Source organism: Pseudomonas sp. RHF3.3-3, assembly GCF_048069595.1.
Classification (GTDB): domain Bacteria; phylum Pseudomonadota; class Gammaproteobacteria; order Pseudomonadales; family Pseudomonadaceae; genus Aquipseudomonas; species Aquipseudomonas fuscovaginae_B.
In genome coordinates this window covers 5495281-5513411 of the sequence record NZ_CP182250.1, presented here as the reverse complement: position 1 = coordinate 5513411, position 18131 = coordinate 5495281, and the positions used below count along the sequence as shown (strand labels likewise).

19 protein-coding genes are annotated in these 18131 nt (G+C 63.7%); 9 read left to right on the top strand and 10 right to left on the bottom strand.

Translation table 11 applies throughout. The annotated features are described in order from the left end of the window. Nucleotides 1-60: 60 nt before the first annotated feature. From greB to ACMGT0_RS24025, 3 genes are read right to left on the bottom strand one after another with little or no spacing between them, the layout of a single operon-like run. Entirely contained in the window at nucleotides 61-558 is a 498-nt protein-coding gene (gene greB / locus ACMGT0_RS24035) for a transcription elongation factor GreB (RefSeq protein WP_054060666.1), read from the bottom strand. A gap of 34 nt (nucleotides 559-592) precedes the next feature. Beyond that, the gene (locus ACMGT0_RS24030; RefSeq protein ID WP_416770110.1) at nucleotides 593-3097 is read right to left on the bottom strand and encodes an ABC transporter permease; all 2505 of its coding nucleotides are present in this window, start codon (nucleotides 3095-3097) and stop codon (nucleotides 593-595) included. Further along, complete coding sequence (locus ACMGT0_RS24025; RefSeq protein ID WP_054063047.1) at nucleotides 3097-3780, bottom strand: ABC transporter ATP-binding protein; 684 nt, start codon at nucleotides 3778-3780, stop codon at nucleotides 3097-3099. Before ACMGT0_RS24025 ends, ACMGT0_RS24030 begins: the two co-directional genes overlap by 1 nt. Before the next feature lie 10 nt (nucleotides 3781-3790). Between ACMGT0_RS24025 and ACMGT0_RS24020 the strand changes: the two genes are divergently transcribed. The 3 genes from ACMGT0_RS24020 to ACMGT0_RS24010 all read left to right on the top strand — a co-directional run bounded on the left by ACMGT0_RS24020 (nucleotide 3791) and on the right by ACMGT0_RS24010 (nucleotide 5823). Beyond that, complete coding sequence (locus ACMGT0_RS24020) at nucleotides 3791-4396, top strand: arylesterase (protein WP_054060743.1); 606 nt, start codon at nucleotides 3791-3793, stop codon at nucleotides 4394-4396. 56 nt (nucleotides 4397-4452) lie between these two features. Then, nucleotides 4453-4746 carry a hypothetical protein gene (locus ACMGT0_RS24015; RefSeq protein WP_054060742.1) on the top strand — a complete coding sequence of 98 codons (294 nt, stop codon included), beginning with the start codon at nucleotides 4453-4455 and terminating at the stop codon, nucleotides 4744-4746. Between the two features lie 108 nt (nucleotides 4747-4854). After that, nucleotides 4855-5823 (top strand): L,D-transpeptidase family protein, encoded by a 969-nt coding sequence (locus ACMGT0_RS24010; protein ID WP_054060741.1) that lies wholly within the window; start codon nucleotides 4855-4857, stop codon nucleotides 5821-5823. A gap of 126 nt (nucleotides 5824-5949) precedes the next feature. Here ACMGT0_RS24010 and oprI read toward each other — a convergent pair whose 3' ends face one another. Further along, nucleotides 5950-6201 carry an outer membrane lipoprotei OprI gene (gene oprI / locus ACMGT0_RS24005; RefSeq protein WP_011335311.1) on the bottom strand — a complete coding sequence of 84 codons (252 nt, stop codon included), beginning with the start codon at nucleotides 6199-6201 and terminating at the stop codon, nucleotides 5950-5952. 641 nt (nucleotides 6202-6842) lie between these two features. Between oprI and ACMGT0_RS24000 the strand changes: the two genes are divergently transcribed. Further along, nucleotides 6843-7124, top strand: a complete 282-nt coding sequence (locus ACMGT0_RS24000; RefSeq protein WP_010448985.1) for a GNAT family N-acetyltransferase — start codon at nucleotides 6843-6845, stop codon at nucleotides 7122-7124. A gap of 69 nt (nucleotides 7125-7193) precedes the next feature. Here ACMGT0_RS24000 and ACMGT0_RS23995 read toward each other — a convergent pair whose 3' ends face one another. Both ACMGT0_RS23995 and ACMGT0_RS23990 read right to left on the bottom strand, forming a co-directional pair. Further along, entirely contained in the window at nucleotides 7194-8270 is a 1077-nt protein-coding gene (locus ACMGT0_RS23995) for a 3-deoxy-7-phosphoheptulonate synthase (RefSeq protein ID WP_054060740.1), read from the bottom strand. A gap of 125 nt (nucleotides 8271-8395) precedes the next feature. Further along, a complete protein-coding gene (locus tag ACMGT0_RS23990; protein WP_054060739.1) occupies nucleotides 8396-8842 on the bottom strand; it encodes a PilZ domain-containing protein in 447 nt (148 codons plus the stop codon). Here ACMGT0_RS23990 and ACMGT0_RS23985 point away from each other — a divergent pair. The 5 genes from ACMGT0_RS23985 (at nucleotide 8841) to cysB (ending at nucleotide 12923) form a co-directional block, all read left to right on the top strand. Further along, nucleotides 8841-9227 (top strand): thioredoxin family protein, encoded by a 387-nt coding sequence (locus ACMGT0_RS23985; RefSeq protein ID WP_273825189.1) that lies wholly within the window; start codon nucleotides 8841-8843, stop codon nucleotides 9225-9227. The two genes, ACMGT0_RS23990 and ACMGT0_RS23985, sit on opposite strands and share 2 nt — an antisense overlap. Before the next feature lie 139 nt (nucleotides 9228-9366). Beyond that, a complete protein-coding gene (locus ACMGT0_RS23980) occupies nucleotides 9367-10326 on the top strand; it encodes a putative 2-dehydropantoate 2-reductase (RefSeq protein ID WP_054060737.1) in 960 nt (319 codons plus the stop codon). 18 nt (nucleotides 10327-10344) lie between these two features. Then, the gene (locus ACMGT0_RS23975) at nucleotides 10345-11256 is read left to right on the top strand and encodes a 5'-nucleotidase (protein WP_054063046.1); all 912 of its coding nucleotides are present in this window, start codon (nucleotides 10345-10347) and stop codon (nucleotides 11254-11256) included. A gap of 81 nt (nucleotides 11257-11337) precedes the next feature. Then, nucleotides 11338-11838 carry a universal stress protein gene (locus ACMGT0_RS23970; RefSeq protein WP_054063045.1) on the top strand — a complete coding sequence of 167 codons (501 nt, stop codon included), beginning with the start codon at nucleotides 11338-11340 and terminating at the stop codon, nucleotides 11836-11838. A 110-nt stretch (nucleotides 11839-11948) separates the two neighbouring features. After that, nucleotides 11949-12923, top strand: coding sequence for an HTH-type transcriptional regulator CysB (gene cysB / locus ACMGT0_RS23965; protein ID WP_054056775.1), 975 nt, complete (start codon nucleotides 11949-11951; stop codon nucleotides 12921-12923). Between the two features lie 214 nt (nucleotides 12924-13137). On the opposite strand, the gene ACMGT0_RS23960 is transcribed toward cysB, so the two are convergent. From ACMGT0_RS23960 to ACMGT0_RS23945, 4 genes are all read right to left on the bottom strand, one after another. Further along, the gene (locus ACMGT0_RS23960; protein WP_416770104.1) at nucleotides 13138-13872 is read right to left on the bottom strand and encodes a phosphoadenylyl-sulfate reductase; all 735 of its coding nucleotides are present in this window, start codon (nucleotides 13870-13872) and stop codon (nucleotides 13138-13140) included. A 119-nt stretch (nucleotides 13873-13991) separates the two neighbouring features. Beyond that, nucleotides 13992-15335 (bottom strand): aminodeoxychorismate synthase component I, encoded by a 1344-nt coding sequence (gene pabB, locus ACMGT0_RS23955; RefSeq protein WP_054056773.1) that lies wholly within the window; start codon nucleotides 15333-15335, stop codon nucleotides 13992-13994. Between the two features lie 275 nt (nucleotides 15336-15610). Next, on the bottom strand, nucleotides 15611-16597 hold the full coding sequence (locus ACMGT0_RS23950; RefSeq protein ID WP_054056772.1) for an alpha-L-glutamate ligase-like protein: 987 nt from the start codon (nucleotides 16595-16597) through the stop codon (nucleotides 15611-15613). Beyond that, entirely contained in the window at nucleotides 16597-18129 is a 1533-nt protein-coding gene (locus ACMGT0_RS23945) for an inactive transglutaminase family protein (protein ID WP_054056771.1), read from the bottom strand. The genes ACMGT0_RS23950 and ACMGT0_RS23945 overlap by 1 nt, the downstream gene beginning before the upstream one ends. Nucleotides 18130-18131: the final 2 nt, after the last annotated feature.

Genomic DNA, 18131 nt, shown 5'->3' with positions numbered 1-18131 from the left:
GTCTTTAAGGGATTTGGGTGAGGCCCTTCGCGGAAGTATCCGCGAAGTGGGCGCCGCGAATCAGGGATAGTCGATTGCCGTGATGTACACCAGTTGCTCGCCCGTCGGGGTCATCACCCGCACTTCGGCATCCAGCGTCTTGCCGATCAGGGCACGGGCCAGGGGTGAGTCGATGCTGATCAGGTTCAGCTTCAGGTCCAGTTCGTCCGGGCCGACGATGCGGTAGCGCGACTCCTTGCCTTCCTCGTTCTCGATGGTGACCCAGGCGCCGAAATAGACCTTGTTCGGATCGCTTGGGCGTTCGCCGACCACCTTGAGGTTTTCCAGGCGCTTGGTCAGGAAGCGCACGCGGCTGTCGATCTCGCGCAGCATTTTCTTGCCATAGGTGTATTCGGCGTTTTCCGAACGATCGCCCTGGGCGGCCGCCTCGCTGACCGCTTGCGTGACCTGCGGCCGGCGCACGTGCCACAGTTCATGCAGTTCGGCGCGCATGCGGGCCTCGCCCTCGGGGGTGATCAGGGCGGTGCCGGCGGTGCGGGGAGGGCGATAACGGCTCATCGTCATTCCATTGGACAAACAGGGCGCGAGTCTATCAGCCCTCGCGCAGCACTGTCAGCGGGCTGGCATTCAGCGCCCGACGGGTGCCGAAGACGCCGGCACCGCCGATCATCAGGGCGCCGATCAGCGGCAGCAGCAACAGCCAGGGATGCGGGTGCCAGGGCAGGTCGAAGGCGAACCGGTACAGCACCAGGCTCACCAGTTCCGCGCCGAGCGCGGCGAGCAGGCCACTGGCGGCACCGAGCAGGCCGAATTCGATTCTCCGCGCCTTGACCAGCAACCGCCGTTGCGCACCCAGCGCCCGCACCAGGGCCCCCTGGCGAATGCGTTCGTCCAGGGTTGCCTGCAGGCCGGAGAACAGCACCGCCATGCCCGCCGCCAGGACGAACAGCAGTACGTATTCCACCGCGATGGTGACCTGCGCGAGGATGCTGCGCAGCTGTTCGAGCAGGGCCTCGACCTGCAGGATGGTCGCCGCCGGGAAGGCCCGGGACAGCTCGACGATGTCCTTGTCGTGACCGGGCGCCAGATAGAAGCTGGTCAGGTAGGTGGCCGGCAGGTCCTGCAAGGTGCCGGGCTGGAAGATCATGAAGAAGTTCGGCTGGAAGTTGTCCCAGTTGATGCTGCGCAGGCTGCTGACGCGCGCCTCCCGCTGGCTGCCACCGACGCTGAACACCAGGTGGTCGCCCAGCTTGATCTTCAGGCTGGTGGCCACCTTGGCCTCCACCGACACCTCGGGAATGTCGCTGCCGGGCAGGTTCGACCACCAGTTGCCGGCGGTCAGGCTATTGCCCGCCGGCAGGTCGGCGGCCCAGGTCAGGCTGAGGTCGCGCTGGATCGCCCGGTCACCGGCGGTGTCCTTGCTGACGATGTCCTGTACCGGCTCGCCGTTGATGCTGATCAGGCGCCCCGGCACCACCGGGTAGATCGGTGCCGACTGTGCCGACAGCCTGATCAGGTGAGCGCGGAAACCGTCCTTGTCCGCGGGCAGGATGTTCAGCGCGAAGTAGTTCGGTGCGTTCTTCGGCAACTGGTTCTGCCAGGTGTCCAGCAGTTCGCCGCGCAGCAGCGCGATCAGGGCCATGGACAGCAGGATCAGGCCGAAGGCCAGGGATTGCCCGGCGGCGGCCAGTGGATGGCGCAGCAACTGGCCCAGACCCAGGCGCCAGGGCAGTGAGGCCTGGGCCAGCAGCCGGCGCAGGCTCTGCAAGCCGAGCAGCATCAGGCCGCCGAGCAACAGGGCGGCAATCACGCCGCCACCGAGCAGGGCGAAGGTCAGTACCAGGTCCAGGCTCAGGCGCCACATGATCAGGCCGAGGGCCAGCAGCGCGGTACCGTAGACCATCCAGGTGCTGGCGGGAATCGGCAGCAGGTCGCGGCGCAGTACCCGCAGCGGTGGCACCCGGCCCAGCGCCGCCAGCGGCGGCAGGGCGAAGCCGGCCAGGGCCACTAGCCCGGTACCGATGCCGGCCAGTGCCGGTGTCAGGCCGCCGGGTGGCACATCGGCGGGCAGCAGGTTGTGCAGCAACTGGAACAGGCCCAGTTGGGCCAGCCAGCCGAGCAGGGCGCCGCTGATGCTGGCGAGCAGGCCGAGGATCGCCAGTTGCAGGCTGAACAGGGTCATGGTTTCCCGGCGCGACAGCCCCAGGCAGCGTAACAGCGCACTGGCATCGAAGCGGCGGGCGGCGAAACGGCTGGCGCTGAGCGCCACCGCCACGCCGGACAGCAGCACCGCGACCAGGCTCGCCATGTTCAGGTAGCGCTCGGCCTTGCCCAGGGCGCCGCCGATCTGCTGGTTGCCGTCGCGGGCGTCGAGCAGCCGCTGGTTGGCCGCCAGCCCCGGCTTGAGCAGGTCGCGATAGGTCGCCAGGGCGCTGGCCGGACCCCGCCAGAGCTCGCGGAAATTGACCCGGCTGCCGGGTTGCACGACACCGGTGGCTTCCAGGTCCGCCAGGTTGATCAGCACCCGCGGGGTCAGGCTGTAGAAATTGGCGGCACGGTCCGGTTCGTAGGTGAGCACCCGGGCGATACGGACGGTCTTCATGCCGACGTCGATGCTGTCGCCGATCTTCAGATTCAGGGCGGTCATCAGTCGCGCCTCGACCCAGGCTTCACCAGGGGTTGGGCCGCCGCCGGCGGTTTCGGCGCCGAAGGGCTCGGCGGCGCTCCTGAGCTCGCCACGCAGGGGGTAGTGCTCGTCCGCCGCCTTGATGCTCGAGAGCTGGATGCCATTGTCGGTGGCGATCACGCTGGAGAACTCGACCACCCGGGCATGCTCGAGACCGAGCTCGCGGCCACTCTGGACCTGCTCCGGACGAGCCTTGGAGGTACCGTCGAGCACCAGGTCGGCGGCGAGGAATTCGGTGGCACGCAGCATCATCGCGCCGTTCAGGCGGGCACCGAAATAACCGATCGCGGTACTGGCCGCCACGGCGACCAGCAGGGCGAAAAACAGCACCCGCAACTCGCCGGCGCGGGCATCGCGCTGCAGTTGGCGGGTGGCGAGACTGAACAGGCGCAACAGCGGCAGGCGTGCCATCAAGGCTCCAGGGGCGCGACCAGCTGGCCGGCATCAAGGCGGATCAGGCGCCGGCAGCGATGGGCCAGGCGTTCATCATGGGTCACCAGCACCAGGGTGGTGCCGCGCTCCTTGTTCAGTTCGAACAGCAGGTCGCTGATGCGTTCGCCGGTGTGGCTGTCGAGGTTGCCGGTGGGCTCGTCGGCGAACAGGACGTCCGGCTCGGCGGCAAAGGCCCGGGCGATGGCCACCCGCTGCTGTTCGCCGCCGGACAACTGCCGTGGCGAGTGGGTCAGCCGCTTGCCCAGGCCGACCCGTTCCAGCAGGCCGCGGGCGCGTTCCCGGGCGTCGCTGCGGCCGTCCAGCTCCAGTGGCAGCATGACGTTTTCCAGGGCATTGAGGCTGTCGAGCAGTTGGAAACTCTGGAACACGAAGCCGACATGCTCGGCGCGGATACGCGCGCGCTGGTCTTCGTCGAGGCTGCTCAGGGCGCGTCCGGCCAGGGTCACTTCGCCACCGCTGGGCAGGTCGAGGCCGGCCAGCAGGCCGAGCAGGGTGGATTTGCCGGAGCCGGACGCGCCGACGATGGCCAGGCTGTCACCCTTGTTCAGGTGCAGGGAAAGAGGGTGCAGGATGGTCAGTTCGCCTTCCGTGCTGGAAACCACTTTGCTAAGGTTCTGCGCGGTGAGAATGCTTTCGCCCATGGAGAATCCGATGCGAGTTTGGTTTTTGAGTGCCGGCCTGGCGCTGATGTGCATGGCTCAGAATGCGGCGGCGGGCACGGTCCTGATCGTTGGCGATAGTATCAGCGCGGCTTTCGGCCTGGATACCCGTGTCGGCTGGGTCGCCCTGCTGGAAAAGCGGCTCAGGGACGAGGGTTTCAAGGACAAGGTGGTCAATGCCTCCATCAGCGGCGACACCAGTGCAGGCGGCCAGGCGCGGCTGCCGGCGCTGCTTGCGCAGCACAAGCCGGAGCTGGTGATCATCGAGTTGGGTGGCAATGATGGCCTGCGTGGGCAGCTTCCTACACAATTGAAACAAAATCTTGCATCGATGATCGACAACTCCCGGGCCAGCGGGGCCAAGGTGCTGTTGCTCGGCATGCAGTTGCCACCCAATTACGGTGCCCGCTACACCCAGGCGTTCGCCGAGGTCTACCCGGCCCTGGCCGAAGAGAAAAACGTCGCGCTGGTGCCGTTTTTTCTCGAGGGCGTGGGCGGCCATCCGGAGCTGATGCAGGCCGACGGGATCCACCCGGGGCCCGCTGGTCAGGACAAGTTGCTCAATAACGTCTGGCCGACCCTGAAACCGCTGCTTTGAGCTTTTTTACCGGCGGTTTTTCGGCTAATGTGGCGCCCCCCTGTCAGGAGCCCCCGATGCAGCGTCCCGCCTGGTCCCTATTTGCCTACCAACTGATCGAGCCCGACGAGCAGCTGGATCTGTTCGCCTGCCAAGAAGTGCGGGTGCATCTGGTCACGCGTCAGCTGGAACTGGGTGGCTCCGCCGATCGCACGCTCTGTGGCAGCCTGCTGCCGGCGCAGCCGCGCTGGTCGGGGGTGGACAAGTCGATTTTCCGCGACCAGCGCCTGTGCCCGTTCTGCCGGGCGATTCTCGAGTCCCAGAAACGCGGTACGCCACCGATCTGGCCGGAATTGCGTTTCGAACTGTAAAACCTGCCTGTCTGCCAGCTGAAGCGCCGCCAATGTCCTGCCGGGCGGCTGGCGGCAGGTGTACAATCGAACTTTATTTCTCCGATGATCATGCGAAGGATTTCCCGGATGCTGTCGCGCTTTCCTGCCGTCACCCGTTGCCTGTCCATTGCCGCCCTGTGTGCGGCGGGTCCCGTTTCCGCGCTGGAATTGCCGTTGCCGCCGCCGGGCGAGGATATCGTCGGCCAGGTCCAGGTGATCAAGGCCAAGTATGAAGATACCTTTGCCGACCTCGGTACCACCTACGACCTGGGCTACTCGGAGATGGTCGCGGCCAACCCGGGGGTCGACGCCTGGTTGCCGGGTGCGGGTACCGATATCGTCCTGCCGACCCGCTTCATCCTGCCGCCGGGGCCCCGTGAAGGCATCGTGATCAACCTGGCCGAATATCGCCTGTACTACTTCCCCAAGGGACGCAACGTGGTCTACACCTTCCCGCTGGGTATCGGGCGTGAAGGCTGGGGCTCGCCGATCGCCCACACTACCATCACCGCCAAGACACCGAACCCGACCTGGACGCCGCCGGCCTCGATCAAGGCCGAACATGCCGCCAACGGCGATCCGCTGCCCAACGTGGTGCCGGCCGGTCCGGACAATCCGCTGGGCCCGTTCAAGTTCACCCTGGGCACGCCGGGCTACCTGATTCACGGTTCGAACATGAAGTTCGGTATCGGTACCCGTACCAGTCACGGCTGCTTCCGCATGTTCAACAACAACGTGCTGGAGATGGCCGGCATGGTGCCGGTCGGCACCTCGGTGCGGATCATCAACGAGGCCTACAAGTTCGGTGTCAGTGGCGGCAAGGTCTACCTGGAGGCGCACACGCCGCTGGACGACAATGGCAACCCGTCGGTGGTCGACAAGCACACCGCGGTGATCAACGCCCTGCTCAAGCGTGACGACCTGGCAAAGAACCTGCGGGTGAACTGGGACCAGGTGCGCGACGTGGTCGCGGCCGAAGATGGTCTGCCGACCGAAATCGCTGTGCCGGGCGCGGCGCCGGTGGTCTCGAGCGCACCGATCGACCTTCAGCAGTAACGGCTTCGAACGACCCGCCTGGGGCCTTGCGCGCCAGGCGGGTTTTTCATGCCCGCCCATAAAGCGGGCGGGCATAAAAAAGCCGATCCAAGGATGGATCGGCTTGATAACAGCCCCGAAGGACTATTACTTGCGGCTTGCTTTTTCCAGCATGCGCAGAGCGCGCTCGTTCGCTTCGTCAGCAGTCTGTTGTGCTTTTTGAGCAGCAGCCAGAGCTTCATCAGCTTTGCGGTAGGCTTCGTCAGCACGAGCCTGAGCACGAGCAGCTGCGTCTTCGGTAGCAGTCAGACGAGCTTCGGTTTCTTTCGATGCGCTGCTGCAACCGGTAGCCAGTACAGCGGCCAGGGCCAGAGCCGAGAATTTCAGAACGTTGTTCATCGTGTTCCCCTTCAAGGACTTTCTATTAATGACCATAACCCCAGAGTGAGGAAATAGCCGGCGTACATACTACCCATTACTTGTAGTAAGTAAACTGACGTAACGCAAGAAGCAAAAAAAATTCTTGGTACAGAATGTTTTTCAGCTAACTTTGCCTGGCACTGTATAAAAAACATACAGTGGTAAAGCCCGTTCCGAGCGCTTTATGCGATCTTCAGTCGGCCCGTCATGCAACAGGTGGCAAGTGTCCGGTTGTATCCAGGCCTCGTTCTGACCGCAACGGGTAACTCTTGTTCCCTACCGTCCACGTGGCGGGGAGTATCTTTTGCTAGTTGGAAAGTGACTTTAACCGGGAGTGTGCGTCATACAACATGACATTCCGGCAATTTTCAGCCCATGTTCAGCTTCTCGCCCGCCAGGGAGTGTTGGCCCGTGCCATGATCCGAACGGTGCCGGGCGACGTGACGAGCGTGTCTTGAGCATTTTTGCCAAGGGTGCCTACTATTTGATACGTGCTCGTTTTTTCAGGGAGCGGTCGGCTGTTCTCGTTGTCCAAACAGGCACGGGGTGGCGTAGAGGTTCCTTCGCCGGAAAAACATCGGTAAGGTAGGGTCGAATACCAAGACCCGCGAGGAGTAGTGATGAGCGAGGCGTTGTCCATCCACCATGACCAGGCTGGTCATCAGTTCGAGACCAATGTGGACGGTCATCGTGCCTACCTGACCTATATGGACCTGGGTAAGCAGACCCTGGATATCTACCGCACCTTCGTGCCCAACGCGTTGCGTGGCCGAGGCATTGCAGCGGCGCTGACCGAGCAGGCGCTGGAGTACGCCGAACGCATGGGGTACACCGTCATCCCTTCCTGCTCCTATGTGGAACGCTACATGGAACGGCATCAGCGGCACGCCGCTAAGACCTGATCCCATCGAACAGACATGAAAACGCCGGGCATTGCCCGGCGTCTTTGTTTCTGCGCAATCGCTGTGCGATCAGCCGCGGGCCCGCTTGGGCAGTACGTCCTTGAGCTTGGCGTGCATGCTGCGCAAGGTCTTCTCGGTGCTGTCCCAGTCGATGCAGGCGTCGGTGATCGACACGCCGTACTGCAGGTCGGCGAGGTCCTTCGGAATTGCCTGGCAGCCCCAGTTCAGGTGGCTTTCGACCATCAGGCCGATGATCGACTGGTTGCCTTCGAGGATCTGGTTGGCGACGTTCTCCATCACCAGCGGTTGCAGCGCCGGGTCCTTGTTGGAGTTGGCGTGGCTGCAATCGACCATGATGTTGTTCTTGATCCCGGCCTTGCTCAACGCCTGCTCGCAGAGCGCAACGCTCACCGAGTCATAGTTGGGCTTGCCGTTGCCGCCGCGCAGCACCACGTGACCGTAGGCGTTGCCCTTGGTGGTGACGATCGACACGCCGCCTTCCTGGTTGATGCCGAGGAAGCGGTGCGGCTTGGAGACCGACTGCAGGGCGTTGATCGCCACGGTCAGGCCGCCATCGGTACCGTTCTTGAAGCCGACCGCCGAGGACAGGCCGGAAGCCATTTCGCGGTGGGTCTGGGATTCGGTGGTACGGGCACCGATGGCCGACCAGCTGATCAGGTCCTGCAGGTACTGCGGCGAGATCGGGTCGAGCGCTTCGGTGGCGGTGGGCAGGCCCATTTCGGCCAGGTCCAGCAGCAGTTGGCGACCGATGTGCAGGCCATCCTGGATCTTGAACGAGTCATCCAGGTACGGGTCGTTGATCAGGCCTTTCCAGCCGACCGTGGTCCGCGGCTTCTCGAAGTACACGCGCATCACCAGGTACAGGCTGTCGGAGACTTCGGCAGCGAGCACCTTGAGGCGTTCGGCATATTCGTGGGCAGCCTTGATGTCGTGGATCGAGCAGGGCCCGATGACGACGAACAGGCGATGGTCCTTGCCATCGAGAATGTTGCGAATCACCTCGCGGCCCCGGGTCACGGTGCGCAGGGCAGCCTCGCTCAGGGGAATGTCACGCTTGAGCTGATCAGGCGTGATCAGCGTCTCGTTGGAGGCGACGTTAAGGTCGTTGATCGGTAAATCAGCCATCGTGTTACTCGTCAGGTCACGGGTGCCGTCGCCAGCCCCGCGCGGCGGAGCACAGCGATATGAGCGTGTCGGGGAGCCGAACCTTAGCGCGTTAGGCCGTAACCGGGCAATGGGCAAAGGCCGGATTAATCGAGCAGGGCCCGGGTAAAGGGGCGTTCGAGGCTGGCATGGGAGAAATCGCCGGCATGCCGTTGCACCCATTCGCGGGCAATCGCCTCGATGCTCTGCGGCCCGGCGTCGAGTTGCTGGCGGGCGCGCCGGTAGCGTTCGATCTGGCAGATCTGCTCGCCCATGCGCGCGCCGAACAGGGTCTGCTCGTCGACGAAGGCGATGCCCACCAGAAATACATGCTTGCGTTTCAGGCACCAGGCCACGTAGCCGGAGTAACATGCGCTGTCGCCCAGGCTCGGGATACGCATCTCCAGGGCCGAGCCATGCCGCCAGGCCCGTGGCGAGTGGCAGGCGATGCCGCCGAGGCTGAGGCAGTGCAGGCGGTGCCTCGAGATGCACGAGTGTTCGAGCAAGGTCAGTTTCACTGGAACGTCTACGGGATGAGGTAGAAAGCGCACCATGACAAACGACTCCGTGTGCCGGTCACCGGAAAAACCTTTCCCCAGTATAGTGAAGGGGGTCGAGTTGTCCGATTTTGATGCGGACCGCCAACTGCTCGACCTGCCGGGGGTTTCATTGCTGATCTTCACCAGTGCCGGTTGCGCGTCCTGCCGTTTCGCCCGCCAGGCACTGCCGGGGCTGGGGTTGCCGGTCGACCGCCTGTGCTGGATCGATGCCGGTGACAATGGCGGCTTGGTCCAGCGCTACGAGGTCTTTCACCTGCCGGCGCTGTTCGTGGTCCGGGACGGTCGGTTCCAGGGGGCACTGCGTGCTCCCCTGGCCCTGCGTGAGCTGAGCGAGGGACTGCGGCAGGCCCTGAGGCGTGTCCCCGAGGAGTTGCCATGAACCAGGCAGCGTCGCCGGGCATCGGTGGTGTCTACGGGGGCATGCTGGCACCTGCCGGCTGCGAAATGCCCAGGACGCAGACACTGCTCCAGACCTTGAGGTTTCTCGAATCACGACAGCTTTGCATAAAGGAGCAGCCATGACAGTTTCAACGAACAGGCCGCGTATCGGCATCATCGGTACCGGGGCGATCGGCGGGTTCTACGGGGTGATGCTGGCGCGTGCCGGTTTCGACGTGCACTTTCTACTGCGCAGCGAGTTTTCCGCCGTGGCTGAAAACGGGTTGCGGATCGACAGTGCTGTCCACGGCCAGCTACACCTGAACCCGGTGCAGGCCTATGCTTCGGCCGAAGACCTGCCGCCCTGCGACTGGCTGCTGGTGGGGGCCAAGGCCACCGCCAATGCCGAACTCGCTCCGCTGATCGCCAAGGTCGCAGCGCCCGGCGCCCGGGTGCTGTTGTTGCAGAATGGCCTGGGTGTCGAGGAACAGTTGCGTCCGTTGCTGCCCGACTCGCTGCACCTGCTCGGTGGGCTGTGCTTCATCTGCGTGCATCGCACCGGTCCGGGGGCGGTGGTGCATCAGGCGCTGGGCTCGGTGAACCTCGGTTATCACAGTGGCCCGTTGTTCGATGACGAGGGCGCCCGCCAGGCGCTGGTCGAGGAGGGCGCCGCGCTGTTCCGCCTGGCCGGTATCGAATCCCGGGCCATGGCCAACCTGGAGCAGGCGCGCTGGCAGAAGCTGGTATGGAACGTGCCGTACAACGGCCTGTCGGTGCTGCTGCGGGCCAGCACCACGCCGCTGATGAGCGATGCCAGCAGCCGCGAACTGGTGCAGGCACTCATGGCGGAGGTGGTGCAGGGCGCGCAGGCCTGTGGGCATGTCTTGCCGGCCGGCTACGCCGAGCACCTGTTCAAGGTCACGGAAAAGATGCCGGACTATTGGCCAAGCATGTACCACGACTTTATCCACAGGCGGGCGCTGGAACTGGAGGCGATCTACGTCCGTCCGCTGGCTGCCGCCCTTGAGGCCGGTTGTGACTTGCCGAAGATCCGCGCCCTGTATCAGGCTCTGGATTTCATCGACGTGCACAACCGCTGAGACCATCGGGAGAACATCATGGCAAACAGCCTTGGCGGCAAGTTGGTACTGGCGATTTCCTCGCGGGCGCTGTTCGACCTCAGTGAAAGCCATCAGGTCTATCTGAGCCAGGGGGTGGAGGCCTATCGCAAGTATCAGATCGAACACGAGGAGGAGATTCTCGAGCCGGGTGAGGCGTTTCCCCTGGTGCAGAAGCTTCTGAGCCTCAATGCCAGCCTGGGGCGTTCGCGGGTCGAAGTGGTGCTGGTGTCGCGCAACAGTGCCGACACCGGCCTGCGGGTGTTCAACTCGATCCAGCATTACGGCCTGGATATTTCCCGAGCGGCGTTTGCCGGCGGACGTACTCCCTATCCCTATCTGGCGGCTTTTGGCTGTCATCTGTTTCTGTCGACCCACGCTGAAGACGTGCGCAGCGCCCTGGAGGCCGGATTTGCCGCGGCGACCATCCTGGCCGGTGGTGCCCGCCGGGCGGCCAGCGCCGAGTTGCGCATCGCCTTCGACGGCGATGCGGTGCTGTTTTCCGATGAGTCGGAGCGGATCTACCAGCTCGGCGGGCTGGCGGCCTTCCAGGCCGCCGAGCGCCAGTCGGCCCGCGAGCCGCTGCGTGGCGGGCCTTTCAAGGGCTTCCTGGCGGCGCTCAACCTGCTGCAGCGCGAGTTCGCCGACGAGGCCTGTCCGATCCGCACCGCGTTGGTCACCGCCCGCTCGGCGCCAGCCCACGAACGGGTGATCCGCACCTTGCGCGAATGGGACATTCGCCTCGACGAGTCGCTGTTCCTCGGTGGCCTGGACAAGTCGGCGTTCCTCGAGGCCTTTGCCGCGGATGTGTTTTTCGACGACCAGACCGGGCACTGCGAAAGAGCCCGCGAAGTGGTCGCCACCGGCCATGTTCCCCACGGCATCAGCAACGAACCCCAGGCTACGGATTAGCCCGACCAGCAGGGCGCCGAACTGTCCGGTGCGCTGCTAAGCTCAATCCATCTCCGCCATTCTGGCAATCGAGGAGGTCCCATGATTCGTTCGATGCTGTATGCCACCGACCTCGGCCTGTATGCGCCTTACGTCATGCAGCATGCGCTGGGTCTGGCTCGAACGTTCAAGGCCGACTTGCATGTGGTGCACGCGGTCGAACCCATGGGGTTGTTTGCGGAGTCGGTGTTGCAGAGCTATCTGGACGAGCAGGCATTGAACGAATTGCACAGCCAGGGTCTTAACACCGTGATGGCCAATATCGAGCAACGGGTATTGGACAGCTTTCGCGAGGAGTTGGGGGAAGGGCAGCAGGACCTGGCGATGATCCAGTCGGTCCAGGTGCTCCAGGGGGATCCTTCGCAGGTCATTCTCACCCACGCGCAACGGCTGGCAGTCGATCTGTTGATTGTCGGAAGTCACAGCCATGGCACCGGTGCGCAGGCACACTTGGGCCGCACCGCAGCGCGGGTCCTGCAGTTGTCGCGGGTGCCGGTGTACCTCGTGCCGCTGTTGCAGCGCCGTCGGCATGACGACAACTGAGGCGAAATTCGGCGGATCGATAAAAAGTTCTAGATTTATTCTTCAAACCTTTCATATAGTTATATATCGCCGCTGCTGCCTGTGGCGTCTACCTGCTTTGAGGGATACATATGAAGCTCCAACAACTGCGCTACATCTGGGAAGTGGCGCACCACGACCTCAACGTTTCCGCGACGGCGCAAAGTCTCTACACCTCACAGCCAGGTATCAGCAAGCAGATCCGCCTGCTCGAAGACGAGCTGGGCGTGGAAGTCTTTGCACGCAGTGGCAAGCACCTGACCCGCGTCACCCCGGCCGGCGAGCGCATCATCAACACCGCCGGCGAGATCCTGCGCAAGGTCGAAAGCATCAAGCAGATCGCCCAGGAGTTCTCCAACGAAAAGAAAGGCACCCTGTCGATCGCCACCACCCACACCCAGGCGCGTTATGCCCTGCCGCCGGTGATCAGCAACTTCATCAAGCAGTACCCGGATGTCGCGCTGCACATGCACCAGGGCTCGCCGATGCAGATCGCCGAGATGGCCGCCGACGGTACCGTCGATTTCGCCATTGCCACCGAGGCGCTGGAGCTGTTCGGTGACCTGGTGATGATGCCCTGCTATCGCTGGAACCGTTGTGTGGTGGTGCCTCAGGGGCACCCGCTGACCAAGCTGCCGAAGCTGACCCTGGAAACCCTGGCCGAGTACCCGATCGTCACCTACGTATTCGGTTTCACCGGACGCTCCAAGCTGGACGAAGCCTTCAGCCATCGCGGCCTGACGCCGAAAGTGGTGTTCACCGCCGCCGACGCCGACGTGATCAAGACCTATGTCCGCCTGGGCCTGGGGGTGGGGATCGTGGCGAAGATGGCAGTCGATACGGTGCTCGACAAGGATCTGGTGGTACTCGACGCCAGCGAGCTGTTCGAGTCCAGCATCACCAAGATCGGCTTCCGCCGCGGGACCTTCCTGCGTGGTTTCATGTGCGACTTCATCGAGAAGTTCGCGCCGCACCTGACCCGCGAAGTGATGGCCAAGGCCATCCAGTGCCACAACAAGCAGGAACTGGAAGAGCTGTTCGAGGGTGTCGAACTGCCGGTGCACTGATCACTGCTTGCCATGCGAGCGGACGCGGAACGTGCTTTGGCGGCATTCCCAGGCAGCGCATGGGAATGATCCGCGCCGGCTGACCTTCTCGATAGCAAGCATGAAAAAGCCCCGACTGGTTCGGGGCTTTTTCATGGCAAACGTTCAGGCTCAGTGATCGATCGTTCCCACGCTCCGCGCGGGAATGCCGCCCATGGCGCTCCGCGTCCGGGGGTCAGCCTTTGCTGATCAGGTTGCCGGCGTGCAGGCCGCACTCCTTCTGCGTGGCCTCCTCCCACCACCAGCGGCCCTCGCGCTCGTGCTGGTTCGGCAGTACCGGGCGGGTGCAGGGTTCGCAGCCGATACTGATGAAGCCGCGTTCATGCAGGCTGTTGTAGGGCAGCTCGAGCATGCGGATGTAACCCCAGACTTCTTCGCTGGTCATCTGCGCCAGCGGATTGAACTTGTACAGGGTACGTTCCGGGGTCGAGAAGGCGCTGTCGATTTCCAGCACCGCCACCTGGCTGCGGGTGCCAGGGCTCTGGTCGCGACGCTGGCCGGTGGCCCAGGCGTTCAAGCCGGACAGCTTGCGCCGCAGCGGCTCGATCTTGCGGATGCCGCAGCATTCGCCATGACCGTCCTTGTAGAAGCTGAACAGGCCCTTTTCCTTGACGAAGGGCTCAAGCCGGGTGTGATCCGGCGAAATCAGCTCGATATCGATCTTGTAGAACTCGCGAACCTGGTCGATGAACCGATAGGTTTCCGGGTGCAGACGGCCGGTATCGAGGCTGAACACCTTGACGTTCTTGTTCAGCTTCCAGGCCATGTCCACCAGGACCACGTCCTCGGCGCCGCTGAAGGATATCCACAGGTCGTCGCCAAACTGGGAGAAGGCCAGCTTGAGAATGTCCTGGGGGGATTTTGTGGCGTATGTCGCGGCGAGTTCGGCGACGTCGAACGGTTGACTCATCAGGCGGTTCCTACAGTCGTTGGCGCTTTGCGCTCATATAGGGGGCAATAGTAACAAAATCCGGCCTGTGGGAGATTCCAGGGTGGTGGGCAAGCCGGCTCCAGCGCGCGTGATGGCATCTAGAGTGTCTGCAAGGTATCGAGCAGAACTTTCACCTTGGTAATGGATTCCTGGTATTCGGCCTGCCAGTCGGAGTCGGCGACGATCCCTCCGCCGCCCCAGCAACTGATCTGGCCGTCCTTGACCAGCAGGCTGCGGATGGCAATCGAGCTGTCCATCTCGCCGCGTACGTCCAGGTACAGCAGTGAGCCGCAGTACAGCGCGCGGCGCGTCGGTTCGAGTTCGTCGATGATCTGCATGGCGCGGATCTTCGGTGCGCCAGTGATCGAGCCGCCCGGGAAGCTGCCGGCGATCAGGTCGAGGGCGTCGCGGCCGGCGGCCAGTTCGCCGGTCACGCTGCTGACCAGGTGATGCACGTTCGGGTAGCTCTCCAGGCTGAACAGCTCCGGCACCCGCACGCTGCCGATCCGACAGGTACGGCCGAGGTCGTTGCGCAGCAGGTCGACGATCATCAGGTTTTCCGCACGGTCCTTGGTGCTGGCCAGCAACTGCGCGGCGTTGGCTGCGTCTTCGGCGGCATCCCGGCCCCGTGGGCGGGTGCCCTTGATCGGCCGAGTCTCCACCTGGCCGGCGCTGACCCGGATGAAGCGCTCCGGCGACAGGCTCAGCACCGCGCCGTTGTCCGGCAGGCTCTGGAAACCGGAGAACGGTGTCGGACAGGCGGCCCGCAAGGCCAGGTAGGCCGCCCACGGGTCACCCTGGCAGCTCGCACGGAAACGCTGGGCGAAGTTGACCTGGTAGCAGTCGCCGGCCTGGATGTACTGCTGGATACGCTCGAAGGCTTGGCGATAGGACTCGGCGTCGAGATCGGCGGCCATCGGTGCGTTCAGCCGGAAGCTGGCGGTCTCGGTGGGCGCTGGCTGGCTGAACAGTTGCACCAGGCGCTCGCGCTCCTCCTCTGCGACGGTGGGGTGGAATACCAGCTGGCTGGTGGCCTGCTGGTGATCGCTGATCAGTGCCCAGGCGTACAGGCCGAAGCGCGCGTCGGGCAGTTGCAGATCGTTCCGGGCCTGGCTGGGCAGGGCTTCCAGGTGGCGGCCGAAGTCGTAGCTCAGGTAGCCGATCAGGCCGCCGGCGAATGGCAGCTCGACGGTGGCGGGCAACTCGGCTCGTCCCAGGCGTGCCAGCGTGCCGCGCAGGCGCACGAGGAAATCCTCGCCCCGTTCATCCGGCAGCACGCTCAACTGCTCCAGTGGCCAGGCGCTGAGCAGGTCATAGCGCCCGCGCTCGGCGGCCGGCCGGCCGCTGTCGAGCAGCACCGCGCCGGGGGCGTGGCGAATGGCCGCGAAATAACCGGCGGGGTCGGGGGAATAGGGTAGCGGGTATACGGAGCAGGTCTGCATGCGGGGCGAATCAGCCTTGAGGGCGGGGAGGGCGATTGTAGTCTCCTGTAGGAAATGCTCCTAGAGGGATGTGGTGATGGTTATATCCATGAGCCGGAATTCAGGGTGTGCGTGGGTAGGGCGTTATTGATGCCGTGCCGGTGGGGGGCGGATTTATCTGAGCCCTGTAGGAGCGCGGCTTGCCCGCGAAAGCGTCCTTGAGACCGCCAAAAGCTTCGCGGCGGTTCGGCGCCCCGACAAGCCACGCTCCTACAGGGCAAATCTGCTCCTGCTCGTCAGACATTCCTTGGGGCCACATGGCCGAACAGCTGCTGTACGAAGCGTACCCGCTCCTCCGCGGTTTCGCTGAGGCCGGCCACTGCCAGTTCTTCCAGGTGGGCTTCCACCGCCTGGGCCCGGGTGGTCAGGCCGCAGTCGTTGGCGATCTGGATGTTCAGCCCGGGGCGGGCGTTGAGTTCGAGAATCAGCGGACCCTTGTCCTGGTCCAGGACCATGTCCACGCCGATATAACCCAGGCCGCACAATTCGTAGCAGCCGGCGGCCAGCTTCATGAAACCGTCCCAGTTGGGCAGTTGCACACCGTCCACCGCATTGGTGGTATCGGGGTGCTTGCGGATGATGTTGTTCAGCCAGGTGCCGCGCAGGGTCAGGCCGGTCGCCAGGTCGACACCGACACCGATGGCGCCCTGGTGCAGGTTGGCCTTGCCGCTGGACTGGCGGGTCGGCAGGCGCAGCATGGCCATCACCGGATAGCCCATCAGCACGATGATGCGGATGTCCGGCACGCCTTCGTAACTGATGCTTTTGAAGATCTGGTCGGGGGTCACCCGGTATTCGATCAGGGCACGGTCGCGGTGGCCACCCAGGGAGTACAGCCCGGTGAGGATGCTGGACACCTGGTGCTCGATTTCCTCATGGCTGATGATCCGCCCGGAAATGGTCCGGTAACGTCCCTCGAAGCGATCGGCGATCACCAGGATGCCATCGCCGCCGGCACCCTGGGCCGGCTTGATGACGAAATCGCTGCGCCCACCGATGATCTCGCCGAGCTTGTCGATGTCCTTTTCGGTGGAGATCACCCCGTACATTTCCGGCACGTGAATGCCGGCGGCGATCGCCCGTTCCTTGGTGATGATCTTGTCATCGACGATCGGATACAGGCTGCGCTTGTTGTACTTGAGCACATAGTCGGCGTTACGCCGGTTGATCCCCATGATGCCCTTGGCTTCCAGGGCCTTCCAGGTTTTCCACAGGCCGAACATCAGGCGTCTTCCTTGAGAAAGGCCTTGAAGCGCACCAGTTCGGTCAGGCGGTAGCCGCGATAGCGCCCCATGGCCAGCATGAAGCCCACCAGGATCAGCAGGACCGCCGGGAAGGTGAAGACGAAGTACACCAGCTCCGGCACGCTCATGATCAGGTGCGCCAGCGAGGCGGCGAACAGGGTACCGATCGCGACCTTCATCGCATGGCCGCCGCCGCGCTCTTCCCAGGTGATGGACAGGCGCTCGATGGTCATGGTCAGGATCACCATCGGGAACAGCGCCACCGACAGGCCGCGCTCCAGGCCGAGCTTGTGGCTGAACAGGCTGATGGCGGCGATCAGCACCACGACGAAGGTCAGTACCACCGACAGCCGCGGCAGCATCTGCAGCTTCAGGTGTTCCAGGTAGGAGCGCAGTGACAGGCCGAGGGCGGTGATGATGGTGAACAGCACGATACCGAAGCCCAACTGCGTCTCGCGAAACGCCAGGGCGATCAGCACCGGGGTGAAGGTGCCGAGGGTCTGCAGGCCGATCAGGTTGCGCAGGATCAGGATCACCAGCACGCCGATCGGGATCATCACCATGATCATGAAGGTCTGCTGGGTCTGCAGCGGCAGGCCGTAGAGCGAGTATTCGAGGAAGTTGGCGTCGGAATTCTCGTCGGTCAGCTTGGCCAGGCGGATGGCGTTCATCTCGCTGTTGTTCAGGCTGAAGTTGACGCTGGCCTTCTTGCCGCCCTCGACGGTGATCAGGTTGTCGTCGCCGGTCCACCAGACCAGGCGGTCCTCGGGCAGGCCCTGTTCGCCGGTATCCGGGTTGAAGTACAGCCAGTCGTTGCCGTTGAAGCTGCGCAGCCAGAGTTCCGGGGTCTGCGGCTGGTCGGCCACCAGGCGGATGGTGTGGACCTTCTCCAGCGGCACGTGGGCGATCGACAGCAGCAACTCGATGATCTGCGCCTTGTGCGGGGTCGACGGATCGCCGGCCAGCAGCAGCTTGACGTTGTCGTCATTGAGATTGTTGACGCGCTTGATGGTTTCGCTGATGAAGGTCTCGACATCGGCCGAATGTTGACGGATCGGCGCCATCAGTGCTTCGGCGGCGATTTTTTCCGGGCCCTCGATGGCCATGCTGTCACGGAAGGTCGGGCCCTTGACCTTGGGTTTTTCGCCGGTGTAGCGCTTGGTCAGCACCAGGCGGTAGTAGAGCGTCTGCTTGCCGCTGACCCGACGGGCCGACCAGGTGACCTTGCGGTTGCCATCGGTGCGGTTGACGCTGACCCCGTAATTGTTGGAGATGAAACTCTCGTTGAGGCTCACGTAGTCGCGGCTCAGCGGCGGCACGAACATCTGGATCTTCACCGGGTCCTTGCTGGCGGCGACGAACTCGACCTTGGCGTCGATGTTCCACAGGTCGTCGGTGGCATCTTCGGTGACCGGAATCCCCAGCACGAAAATCTGATAGGCCGTGACCGAAATCCCCAGTACCACCAGGACAGCGATCAGGACTTTCAGATGGAGGGTAAGAGAACGCATGC

Excerpts from the sequence above, each read along its gene's own strand:
- greB (WP_054060666.1), bottom strand. The coding sequence starts at position 558 with ATGAGCCGTTATCGCCCTCCCCGCACCGCCGGCACCGCCCTGATCACC.
- ACMGT0_RS23950 (WP_054056772.1), bottom strand. The coding sequence starts at position 16,597 with ATGTTCGGCCTGTGGAAAACCTGGAAGGCCCTGGAAGCCAAGGGCATC.
- ACMGT0_RS23975 (WP_054063046.1), top strand. The coding sequence starts at position 10,345 with ATGGCAAACAGCCTTGGCGGCAAGTTGGTACTGGCGATTTCCTCGCGG.
- ACMGT0_RS24025 (WP_054063047.1), bottom strand. The coding sequence starts at position 3,780 with ATGGGCGAAAGCATTCTCACCGCGCAGAACCTTAGCAAAGTGGTTTCC.
- ACMGT0_RS24010 (WP_054060741.1), top strand. The coding sequence starts at position 4,855 with ATGCTGTCGCGCTTTCCTGCCGTCACCCGTTGCCTGTCCATTGCCGCC.
- ACMGT0_RS23960 (WP_416770104.1), bottom strand. The coding sequence starts at position 13,872 with ATGAGTCAACCGTTCGACGTCGCCGAACTCGCCGCGACATACGCCACA.
- ACMGT0_RS23980 (WP_054060737.1), top strand. The coding sequence starts at position 9,367 with ATGACAGTTTCAACGAACAGGCCGCGTATCGGCATCATCGGTACCGGG.
- ACMGT0_RS24000 (WP_010448985.1), top strand. The coding sequence starts at position 6,843 with ATGAGCGAGGCGTTGTCCATCCACCATGACCAGGCTGGTCATCAGTTC.
- ACMGT0_RS23985 (WP_273825189.1), top strand. The coding sequence starts at position 8,841 with ATGACAAACGACTCCGTGTGCCGGTCACCGGAAAAACCTTTCCCCAGT.
- ACMGT0_RS24020 (WP_054060743.1), top strand. The coding sequence starts at position 3,791 with ATGCGAGTTTGGTTTTTGAGTGCCGGCCTGGCGCTGATGTGCATGGCT.
- ACMGT0_RS23970 (WP_054063045.1), top strand. The coding sequence starts at position 11,338 with ATGATTCGTTCGATGCTGTATGCCACCGACCTCGGCCTGTATGCGCCT.
- ACMGT0_RS23945 (WP_054056771.1), bottom strand. The coding sequence starts at position 18,129 with ATGCGTTCTCTTACCCTCCATCTGAAAGTCCTGATCGCTGTCCTGGTG.
- oprI (WP_011335311.1), bottom strand. The coding sequence starts at position 6,201 with ATGAACAACGTTCTGAAATTCTCGGCTCTGGCCCTGGCCGCTGTACTG.
- ACMGT0_RS24030 (WP_416770110.1), bottom strand. The coding sequence starts at position 3,097 with ATGGCACGCCTGCCGCTGTTGCGCCTGTTCAGTCTCGCCACCCGCCAA.
- ACMGT0_RS24015 (WP_054060742.1), top strand. The coding sequence starts at position 4,453 with ATGCAGCGTCCCGCCTGGTCCCTATTTGCCTACCAACTGATCGAGCCC.
- ACMGT0_RS23990 (WP_054060739.1), bottom strand. The coding sequence starts at position 8,842 with ATGGTGCGCTTTCTACCTCATCCCGTAGACGTTCCAGTGAAACTGACC.
- pabB (WP_054056773.1), bottom strand. The coding sequence starts at position 15,335 with ATGCAGACCTGCTCCGTATACCCGCTACCCTATTCCCCCGACCCCGCC.
- ACMGT0_RS23995 (WP_054060740.1), bottom strand. The coding sequence starts at position 8,270 with ATGGCTGATTTACCGATCAACGACCTTAACGTCGCCTCCAACGAGACG.
- cysB (WP_054056775.1), top strand. The coding sequence starts at position 11,949 with ATGAAGCTCCAACAACTGCGCTACATCTGGGAAGTGGCGCACCACGAC.